Source organism: Pseudomonas sp. CM27, assembly GCF_013179515.1.
GTDB lineage: Bacteria > Pseudomonadota > Gammaproteobacteria > Pseudomonadales > Pseudomonadaceae > Aquipseudomonas.
The window spans coordinates 1-9,955 of sequence record NZ_JABMCN010000230.1 but is presented as its reverse complement, the minus strand read 5'-3'; the positions used below and the strand labels follow the sequence as shown (position 1 = coordinate 9,955).

The window sequence follows — 9,955 nt, the reverse complement described above, 5'->3', positions numbered from 1 at the left end:
CACGCTCGCCCAGTGGGACGACCACTATCACCGTCAGGGCGTCGCGCTGGTGTCCGACGAACTCTACGACCAGAGCCGCCAGCGCCTGGAGCTCCTGCGGCAGTGCTTTGGCCTCGCAACCGGCCCTTCGCCCCTGGCCAGCGCTGGCGGACCGATCCCTCATCCGGTGCCACATACCGGGGTAGACAAGCTGACCGACCAGCAGGCCGTGAAACGCTGGTTCACCGGCAAGACCGATGTCTGGGTACAGCCCAAGGTCGATGGCGTTGCGGTTTCCCTCACCTACCGACAGGGCCGCCTGGTGCAACTGATCAGCCGAGGCGATGGCGTGCATGGGCACGACTGGAGCCGGCACATTCCCCAGCTCGGAGCCATTACCCGGCGGTTGCCCCGACCACTCGACCTGCAGCTGCAGGGGGAACTCTACTTGCGCCACGGCGCCCATGTACAAGCCCGGGCTGGCAGCGCCAATGCCCGTGGCACAGTTGCAGGCCTGCTTGCACGCAAGCAGCTGGCCGGTGAACAAGGCAACACTGTCGGCCTGTTCGTCTGGGACTGGCCACAAGGCCCCAGCCAACAAGCCGAACGCCTTGCCCAGCTGACGCAGCTGGGTTTCCCCGACAGCCAGCACTACAGCGTCGCGATTGATACACCGGCGCAGGCAGCACACTGGCGCGAGCACTGGTACCGCTCCGCCCTGCCCTTCGCCACCGATGGCGTGATTTTGCGACAGGGCAGCCGGCCCCCTGCCGAGCGCTGGCAAGCCAAGGCCCCGTACTGGATCGCGGCCTGGAAGTACCCCTATGTGCAGGTTTTGGCCGAAGTGCGCGACGTACGCTTTCGGGTCGGCCGCACCGGCAGAGTGACGCCGGTGCTGCACGTGCTGCCGGTCACGCTTGATGATCGACGAATCACTCAGGTGAGCCTTGGCTCGCTGGCCCGCTGGCATGGCCTCGACATCCGCCCTGGCGACCAGGTGGCCGTCAGCCTCGCCGGGCTGACCATTCCACGATTCGAGCAAGTGGTGCATCGCGCCGTCGAGCGACTGCCGGTAAGTGCACCTGAGCCCGGCCGGCATCACGCCCACAGTTGCTGGCAGGTCAGCGAGGGCTGCGAAGAGCAGTTCGTTGCCCGCCTTGCCTGGCTCAGCAGCAAACAGGGGCTGGTACTGCCACGCACCGGGGCCGGTACCTGGCGCCGGCTGGTGGCTGCCGGGCTGGTGAATTCAATGAGCGACTGGCTGGACCTGGACGCCGAGCGCCTGCGCCAGGTAGCGGGCATCAGCATCGTGACGGCTACACAGCTGCAGGACAGTTTCAAAGCAGCGCGCTCGCGCCCCTTCGCCCAATGGCTGCGTGGGCTCGGGGCGCCCTTGCCTGGCGGCATGCAGGTGGCGGGCGCATGGTCGGCGCTGGCTGCGCGCACAAGCCTTGAGTGGCAAGCCTTGCCCGACATCGGGGCAAAACGCGGGCAACTGCTTGCCGACTTCTTTGCAAGCAACGAGGTCAATGCCATTGCAACCCAGTTGGCCGGCGCAGGGGTAGATGGGTTTGACGTCGAGCACACGGTGACCACGCAATGATTTTTTACCAATTTGCTTGTAGGGAAACCCTGAGATTGCACAAGAAATGCCTGAGAAGGGTTTCTAAATCGGCAAAACCAAGGCAGCATTTCCCCCAACTTTGCTACCCCGCCCCGTTCAGGAGGCTTTACATGAAGCGCTTTTCCACCTTTTTTCTGCTCGCAACGCTTGGCCTGGCCACGGGCTCCGTACAGGCTGCCCAGCCGGATGCCGGCCTGACCGGTTGCGCCGCCAAGCGCAGCGCCATCGAGAACCAGCTGAAAATTGCCCGCGAGCATGGCAACACCGACCAGGTCGCGGGGCTTGAGGAAGCGCTGCGCGGGGTCGACAACTGCACCGACGCCAGCCTGCGCAAAGAACGAGAGCAGAAAGTGCTCGATGCCCGCCATGAAGTGGCGCAACGCGAGAAAGACCTGAAAAAAGCCGAGAAGAAAGGCGACGCGGAGAAGATCAACAAGCGCAAGGACAAGCTCGCCGAGTCCCGTAAAGAACTGCAGGAAGCGGTGGACGAACTGGACCGCTGAAGCCCCCCGGCAAACGCGGTCGGTGTGTAGGAGCGGCCTTGTTTCGCGATCGGGCCGCGCAGCGGCCTTGGCGATTTACGCATCAAGGCTGAAATCCCAAGGCCGCTGCGCGTCCTAATCGCGACACAAGGCCGCTCCTACAGGATCTGTGCAAGACAGTTCCACAAAGGGCAATGCACGCTATCAATGATTACGAAACTCGGTATGACAGGCCTTGCACGCAGCTTCGACCTTGTCCATCGGTGCCTTCAGCTGCCCGGCATCGAGTGGCTGACCCCGAGTGGCATCGACCAGCTCGCCAGTGACGCCTTCCAGCTGCCGGGCCAGGTCATGAAAGCGCGCCTGACGCTCCCACACTTCGGCGCGCGCGCTACTGTCGCCAGCAGCATCACGCACCTGTGGGAAGTGCTGCCAGGGCTGATGCGACAGGTTGTCCAGCTTCAGCGCGCCGTCGGCAAACTTCAGCCCGTCGAACGGCAGTCGGCCACGCAGCATGCCGCCCAGGTCTTCGCTGGTCTTGAGCATGTCCTTGAAGATTGCCTTGCGTTGGCCCAGCGGCGAGTTCGGGTCGACCCGATCACAACCCGCCAGGGTCAGCGCTGCCAGCAGAACAACGGTCAATCGCTTCAACATCATGCTCACTTCAGCCTGCGCAAATGGGCGGCCAGTATCGCTGCCCAAGCCCCAAACACCAATAGCCACATAAATAACAGGGGCGAATCTTCATATTTGCGCCTGACAGGAATGCACTCATGAAATCTGCCCTGCGCCACCTGGCCTGGACAATCCCGGCCCTGGCTTTGCTGGCCGGCTGCAACGGCGGCGAGAACGCCAAGCCCGAGCCCCACGCCATCGCCACCTACGCCCCTGCTACCTGGCAAGACCTGCCTGCGGTCAGCGATGAAGACCTGCTGGCCGGCTTCTACGCCTGGCGCAACGGCTGCCAGAAGCTCAAGCGCGACCCGGTTTGGGCCGCCACTTGCGAAGCAGCTGGCAGCGATACCGCAAGCGCAGCACAGGTGCGTACTTTTCTTGAGCACAACCTGCAGGTGTACGGCCTGCGGTCTGCCGAGAACAACGCCAACGGCCTGATCACCGGTTACTACGAACCGGTCTACCCGGGTAGCCTGAGCCAGTCGGCGACCAATCATGTGGCGGTCTATGGCGTACCTGAAGACATGATCGTGGTTGACCTTGCCAGTGTTTACCCCGAACTGAAAGGCAAGCGCTTGCGCGGTCGCCTGGATGGCCGGGTGCTCAAGCCCTACGACACGGCCGAGGTCATCAACCGTGACGGTGTCAAGGCACCGGTGCTGGCCTGGCTGACGGACCCGATGGACCTGCAGTTCCTGCAGATCCAGGGTTCCGGCAGGGTACAACTGGAGGACGGCCGCCAACTGCGCCTCGGCTATGCCGACCAGAACGGCCACCCCTATCGGCCGATCGGCCGCTGGCTGGTGGAACAGGGTCAGCTGAAAAAAGAAGAAGTGAGCATGGGCGCCATCCACGGCTGGGCCCAGGCCAACCCGCAGCGGGTACCGGAACTGCTGGCCAGCAACCCCAGCTACGTGTTCTTCAGCACCCGCCCGGACAGCAACGAAGGCCCGCGCGGCTCGCTGAACGTGCCGCTGACTGCCGGCTACAGCGTAGCCATCGACCGCAAGGTGATCCCGCTGGGCAGCCTGCTGTGGCTGTCCACCACGCGCCCGGATGGTTCACCCGTGGTACGCCCGGTGGGCGCCCAGGATACCGGTGGGGCAATTGCCGGCGAAGTGCGTGCCGACCTGTTCTGGGGCACCGGGCCGGAAGCCGGCGAGCTGGCGGGGAACATGAAGCAGCAGGGGCAGATCTGGATGCTGTGGCCCAAAGGCAAGCCGTTGCCTGAAGTGCCTAAAGTGCCTTGATCGGTGTCGCCCGCTCCCACAGCTATCGGATCCGCACAATACCTGTGGGAGCGGGCATGCCCGCGAAAAAGACAACGCGGTCTCAGATGGAAACCACAAAGAACGCCACGATCATGGCCACCCCGGCAAACCACACCAATGACCGCAAGGCAGCCCAGTCGGCCAGGTAACAGATGATGTAGAGCAACCGGCTGGTGATATACATCACCCCCAGCACATCCTGCGTCACCTGCTCGGCATTGCCGACGATATCCGCCACCAGCACTGCGGCCGCAAACGCCGGAAACGCCTCGTAGCTGTTCTGCTGCGCGGCATGCGCACGGCGCGGCAGGCCCGAGAGCGTGTCAAGGAAAGCGCGCGGGTCGTGATTGTCCTTCAGGCCGAAACGGCCGCTGCCGACCTTGGCAATCAGCGCACACAGGGGCGGCAAAATCATCGCGATCAAAATGCACCACAGGGCAACAGTCATGGACGGGACTCCTTGTTCAGTCTAGAGGTCAAAGCTTCATTACCAGCATGCCGGCCAATACCAGCCCGCAAGCTAGGAGTCTCGGCCCGCCAAAAGGTTCTTTGAGATAACGCATGCCCAGCAGTACCACCAGGATCACACTCAACTCCCGCAGTGCCGCCACCTCGGCCACCGAGCCCAGGTGCATCGCCCATAACACCAGGGCGTAACTGAACAATACGCAGAACCCTACCGCCAGCCCCAGGCGCCATTGGGTGCGCCAGAACAAGGCAAACGGTGCCGGTCGCGCAACGCCGGCCAGCAGCGGAAACTGCCAGGCGCTGAGCAGGGTCAGCCACACCAGGTAGTCCCAGGGCTTGCCCCACAAGCGGATGGCCTGGCCGTCGAACCAGGTGTAGCAACCGATACACAGGCCAATCAGGGCGACCACCGGCAACATTGACCAGGGCAGCCGGTCACCGCCGCCGCCCTGCCACAACAGGCAAGCCATGCCGCAAGGGATCAGCAGGATACCAATGATCTGCTGCTGGCTCAGCGACTCCCCGGCAAACGCCAGGGTCAGGCCCAGCACCACCAGCGGTGACAGCCCGCGCATCAGAGGATAGACCAGCCCCAGATCGCCGACGCGGTAGGCCTGGATAAGCAGATAGCGGTACAACTGCTCGGCCAGCGCAGAGGCCAGCAGCCACGGCCAGATATTGGCAGGTGGGACCTCGACGAAAGGTACAGCCAGCACGGCGAAGGCCAGCGCCACCGTGTCCATGCTGGCAATCACCAGCAAGCGCTCGCCGCTGAATTTGATCAGGGTATTCCAGGTCGCATGCAGCAGGGCGGCGACGAGCACCAGAGATGTTGCCAACACGCCTTGTTGTCCTTATGGCCTTTTTATGGCTGTGAATATATAGGGTTCGGGGGCCGCTGTGCGGCCCAATCGCCGGCAAGCCAGCTCCCACATTGACCGCGTTGCTTTCAAGGTCGATGCAGTACATGTGGGCGCTGGCTTGCCGGCGATTGGGCTGCGCGGCAGCCCCTTTACATGGGAACGATTGGAACGAATCCGGTCAAAGCCTGTGTCCCGAACCCCTCGCCAGGTCATCAAAGAACTGCCCGAGCCATTCGGGTTACGACTTGGAAGCCACTGCTACAGGATTTGGGATGCTTGAACTAGTTGCCGCGTTTATCTGCCTGACCACCCTCCTTACCTACGTCAATTACCGTTTCATCGGCCTGCCCCCCGCCATCGGCGTGATGGTCACGGCGTTGCTGTTTTCGCTGATCCTGCAAGGGCTGAGCCTGGTCGGCTTCCCCGGCCTGGAAGCTCGCGTCGAAGGGCTGATGAACCAGATCGACTTCAACGACCTGCTGATGCACTGGATGCTGGCGTTCCTGCTGTTTGCCGGCGCCTTGCACGTCAACCTCACCGACTTGCGCAGCTACCGCTGGCCTATAGGGCTGCTGGCGACCGTCGGCGTGCTGATTGCCACCGTGGTCATCGGCTACTTGTCGCACTGGGTATTCGCCATGTTCGGCTGGCAGGTACCGTTGATCTACTGCCTGCTGTTCGGTGCACTGATCTCGCCGACCGACCCGATTGCAGTGCTCGGCGCACTGCGTACCGCCAATGCCTCGAAACCACTGAAAACCACCATCGTTGGCGAGTCGCTGTTCAACGACGGTACCGCCGTGGTGGTGTTCACCGTGTTGCTGGGCATCATCCAGCTGGGAGAAACGCCGAGCTTTGCCGACACGGCGATTCTGTTCGCTCGCGAGGCCATCGGCGGGGTGGTGTTCGGCGGCATCATCGGCTACGCCACCTACCGCATGATCAAAAGCGTCGAGCAGTATCAAGTCGAGGTCATGCTGACCCTGGCGCTGGTCATCGGCGGTTCGGCCATGTGCTACGAGCTGCACGTTTCGGCGCCGATTGCCATGGTCGTGGCCGGCCTGATCATCGGTAACCTGGGCCGCAACCTGGCGATGAACGACATGACCCGTCGCTACATGGACGGCTTCTGGGAGCTCATCGATGACATGCTCAACGCCCTGCTGTTCGCGCTGATCGGCCTGGAGCTGTTGCTGCTGCCGTTCAACTGGATGCACCTGGCCGCCGGTGGCGTGCTGGCGCTGGCGGTGCTGCTGTCGCGGATGCTGACCGTGGCCCCGGCGATCTTGCTGCTGCGCCGCTGGCGCCCGGTGCCCAAGGGCACGGTGCGGGTACTGACCTGGGGTGGCCTGCGTGGCGGGGTGTCGGTTGCCCTTGCGCTGTCGCTGCCGCTGGGCGAGGAGCGTGACCTGCTGCTGTCGATCACCTACATCGTGGTGCTGTCGTCGATCCTGGTGCAGGGCTTGAGCATCGGCCGGGTGGTGCGCAAGGTCAGCGCCCAGCCGTAGGATTTTCGGGGCCGCTGTGCGGCCCATCGCCGGCAAGCCAGCTCCCACAGGATGGCGCCAGGCCCCGGTTCTGCGCTGTACCTGTGGGAGCTGGCTTGCCGGCGATGGGCTGCAGAGCAGCCCCGGAAAATCACTCTACCGCCGAATCCGGGAACTGGTCCTGCACGTACTTGATCTCGGTGCGCCCGTGCGCCGCCGGCATGCCGTCCTCACCCAGGTTGACGAACACCATCTTGTCGACGGTGAGGATGCTCTTGCGGGTGATCTTGTTGCGCACTTCGCACTTCAAGGTGATCGAGGTGCGGCCGAACTCTGTGGCAGTGATGCCCAGTTCGATGATGTCGCCCTGGCGCGAAGCACTGACGAAGTTGATTTCCGACATGTACTTGGTCACCACGCGCTGGTTGCCCAGCTGGACAATGGCGTAGATCGCTGCCTCTTCGTCGATCCAGCGCAACAGGCTGCCACCGAACAAAGTGCCATTGGGGTTGAGGTCTTCGGGTTTAACCCACTTGCGGGTGTGAAAGTTCATCTGTACTCCTGACCTGCTTGGCTAACGTCCAGCAATGATGGCAGAGCGGCCGCGATCGCTCCATTGAACATCGACTATCGTCGCGATTAATCGACAGAAAACCTTGGGCAAGCCGCCCAGCACGGCTATAATCTGCGCCGTTTCACATGGCTGCCCACAGCGGCGCCATGCCCGCCACCTGTCCGAGGGGCGCTGCAGCAGGCTAGGCCTGTCAGGCTCGGATGGGGCGTTGCTCGCTCTCGCGGGCGCTTAACGCACAACGGCGCCCATTCGCACACTACGAATGGAGGCTCTCATGAGCGCTGCAAACATGCCTGCTGGTTTTACCGATTTCAAAGTCGCCGACATCTCCCTGGCCGCCTGGGGCCGTCGCGAAACCATCATCGCCGAATCGGAAATGCCTGCGCTGATGGGCCTGCGTCGCAAGTACCTGACCGAGCAACCGCTCAAGGGTGCGAAGATTCTGGGCTGCATCCACATGACCATCCAGACCGCCGTGCTGATCGAAACCCTGGTTGCCCTGGGCGCCGAAGTGCGCTGGTCGTCCTGCAACATCTTCTCCACCCAGGACCAGGCCGCCGCATCCATCGCCGCCGCCGGTATCCCTGTGTTCGCCTGGAAAGGTGAAACCGAGGAAGAGTACGAGTGGTGCCTGGAGCAGACCATCCTGAAAGATGGCCAGCCATGGGACGCCAACATGATCCTCGACGACGGTGGTGACCTGACCGAGCTGCTGCACAAGAAGTACCCACAGGTACTGGACCGCGTACACGGTGTGACCGAAGAAACCACCACTGGCGTGCACCGCCTGCTGGACATGCTGGCCAAGGGCGAGCTGAAAGTCCCGGCGATCAACGTCAACGATTCGGTCACCAAGAGCAAGAACGACAACAAGTACGGCTGCCGTCACAGCCTGAACGACGCCATCAAGCGTGGTACCGACCACCTGCTGTCGGGCAAGCAGGCCCTGGTGATCGGCTACGGTGACGTGGGCAAGGGCTCGGCCCAGTCCCTGCGCCAGGAAGGCATGATCGTCAAAGTCACCGAAGTTGACCCGATCTGCGCCATGCAGGCCTGCATGGACGGCTTCGAACTGGTTTCGCCGTTCATCGACGGCATCAACGACGGCACCGAAGCCAGCATCGACAAGGCCCTGCTGGGCAAGATCGACCTGATCGTGACCACCACCGGTAACGTCAACGTCTGCGACGCCAACATGCTCAAGGCCCTGAAGAAGCGTGCCGTGGTCTGCAACATCGGCCACTTCGACAACGAAATCGACACTGCCTTCATGCGCAAGAACTGGGCATGGGAAGAGGTCAAGCCGCAGGTACACAAGATCCACCGCACCGGCGCTGGCAGCTTCGACCCGCAGAACGACGACTACCTGATCCTGCTGGCCGAAGGCCGCCTGGTCAACCTGGGCAACGCCACTGGCCACCCGAGCCGCATCATGGACGGTTCGTTCGCCAACCAGGTACTGGCACAGATCTTCCTGTTCGAGCAGAAGTTCGCCGACCTGTCGGCCGAGAAGAAAGCCGAGCGCCTGACCGTTGAAGTGCTGCCGAAAAAGCTCGACGAAGAAGTGGCCCTGGAAATGGTCCGCGGCTTCGGCGGCGTGGTCACCCAGCTGACCAAGCAGCAAGCCGACTACATCGGTGTGACCGTCGAAGGCCCGTTCAAGCCGCACGCCTACCGCTACTAAGCAGCAGGCAACGCCAAGCAACGATGCCCAAGCCAGGCCGGCTCACACCGGCCTGGCTTTCACTTGCAGCTTGCCGCCTTAAGCCTGCTGCTCGAGGAACGATCAATGTCACAAGAACGCCGCTACAGCTTTGAGTTCTTCCCGACCAAGACCGACGCTGGCCACGAAAAACTGATGGGCGTCGCCCGCCAGCTGGCCACCTACAACCCGGACTTCTTCTCCTGCACCTACGGTGCCGGTGGTTCGACCCGCGACCGCACGCTGAACACCGTGCTGCAGCTGGAAAACGAAGTGAAGGTGCCTGCCGCGCCGCATCTGTCGTGCGTCGGCGACAGCAAGGCCGACCTGCGCGCCCTGCTGGCCGAATACAAGGCCGCCGGCATCAAGCGCATCGTTGCCCTGCGTGGCGACCTGCCGTCGGGCATGGGCATGGCCAGTGGCGAGCTGCGCTATGCCAGCGACCTGGTCGAGTTCATCCGCCAGGAAACCGCCGATCACTTCCACCTGGAAGTGGCTGCCTACCCGGAAATGCACCCGCAGGCGCGCAATTTCGAGGCTGACCTGGGCAACTTCGTGCACAAGGTCAAGGCCGGTGCCAACAGCGCCATTACCCAGTACTTCTTCAACGCCGACAGCTACTTCTACTTCGTCGAGCGCGCACAGAAACTGGGCGTGGACATCCCGGTGGTACCGGGCATCATGCCGATCACCAACTACAGCAAACTGGCACGTTTCTCCGACGCCTGTGGCGCCGAGATCCCGCGCTGGATCCGCAAGCAGCTGGAAGCCTATGCCGACGACACCGCCAGCATCCAGGCGTTCGGCGAAGAAGTGATCACCCGCATGTG

The 9,955-nt window shown here is 62.8% G+C and carries 10 protein-coding genes and 1 riboswitch; of the genes, 6 read left to right on the top strand and 4 right to left on the bottom strand.

The annotated features are described in order from the left end of the window. Both ligB and HP547_RS23270 read left to right on the top strand, forming a co-directional pair. A partial coding sequence (gene ligB, locus HP547_RS23275; RefSeq protein WP_172287621.1) for an NAD-dependent DNA ligase LigB occupies nucleotides 1–1,582 on the top strand: 1,582 nt, incomplete at its 5' end. 131 nt (nucleotides 1,583–1,713) lie between these two features. Continuing rightward, complete coding sequence (locus HP547_RS23270; protein ID WP_172228759.1) at nucleotides 1,714–2,106, top strand: DUF1090 domain-containing protein; 393 nt, start codon at nucleotides 1,714–1,716, stop codon at nucleotides 2,104–2,106. 183 nt (nucleotides 2,107–2,289) lie between these two features. Here HP547_RS23270 and HP547_RS23265 read toward each other — a convergent pair whose 3' ends face one another. After that, nucleotides 2,290–2,739: a cytochrome c gene (locus HP547_RS23265; RefSeq protein ID WP_172228757.1), complete on the bottom strand. Its 450-nt coding sequence runs from the start codon at nucleotides 2,737–2,739 to the stop codon at nucleotides 2,290–2,292. Between the two features lie 119 nt (nucleotides 2,740–2,858). Here HP547_RS23265 and HP547_RS23260 point away from each other — a divergent pair, with 119 nt between their 5' ends. Then, entirely contained in the window at nucleotides 2,859–4,010 is a 1,152-nt protein-coding gene (locus HP547_RS23260) for a murein transglycosylase A (protein WP_172228731.1), read from the top strand. An 82-nt stretch (nucleotides 4,011–4,092) separates the two neighbouring features. On the opposite strand, the gene HP547_RS23255 is transcribed toward HP547_RS23260, so the two are convergent. Together HP547_RS23255 and HP547_RS23250 are read right to left on the bottom strand one after the other, a co-directional pair. Further along, nucleotides 4,093–4,479 (bottom strand): MAPEG family protein, encoded by a 387-nt coding sequence (locus HP547_RS23255; protein WP_172228729.1) that lies wholly within the window; start codon nucleotides 4,477–4,479, stop codon nucleotides 4,093–4,095. Between the two features lie 28 nt (nucleotides 4,480–4,507). Continuing rightward, on the bottom strand, nucleotides 4,508–5,341 hold the full coding sequence (locus HP547_RS23250; RefSeq protein ID WP_172228727.1) for an EamA family transporter: 834 nt from the start codon (nucleotides 5,339–5,341) through the stop codon (nucleotides 4,508–4,510). Between the two features lie 293 nt (nucleotides 5,342–5,634). On the opposite strand from HP547_RS23250, the gene HP547_RS23245 reads away from it, so the two are divergent. After that, complete coding sequence (locus HP547_RS23245; RefSeq protein WP_172228725.1) at nucleotides 5,635–6,870, top strand: sodium:proton antiporter; 1,236 nt, start codon at nucleotides 5,635–5,637, stop codon at nucleotides 6,868–6,870. 130 nt (nucleotides 6,871–7,000) lie between these two features. Here HP547_RS23245 and HP547_RS23240 read toward each other — a convergent pair whose 3' ends face one another. After that, on the bottom strand, nucleotides 7,001–7,402 hold the full coding sequence (locus tag HP547_RS23240) for an acyl-CoA thioesterase (protein ID WP_027592453.1): 402 nt from the start codon (nucleotides 7,400–7,402) through the stop codon (nucleotides 7,001–7,003). Nucleotides 7,403–7,580: 178 nt separating this feature from the next. Further along, nucleotides 7,581–7,677, top strand: a riboswitch (S-adenosyl-L-homocysteine riboswitch). Between the two features lie 20 nt (nucleotides 7,678–7,697). Here HP547_RS23240 and ahcY point away from each other — a divergent pair. Both ahcY and HP547_RS23230 read left to right on the top strand, forming a co-directional pair. Then, complete coding sequence (ahcY, locus tag HP547_RS23235) at nucleotides 7,698–9,107, top strand: adenosylhomocysteinase (protein WP_172228723.1); 1,410 nt, start codon at nucleotides 7,698–7,700, stop codon at nucleotides 9,105–9,107. 105 nt (nucleotides 9,108–9,212) lie between these two features. Next, nucleotides 9,213–9,955, top strand: a 743-nt coding sequence (locus HP547_RS23230) for a methylenetetrahydrofolate reductase (RefSeq protein ID WP_172287618.1), incomplete at its 3' end; no start/stop codon positions are given.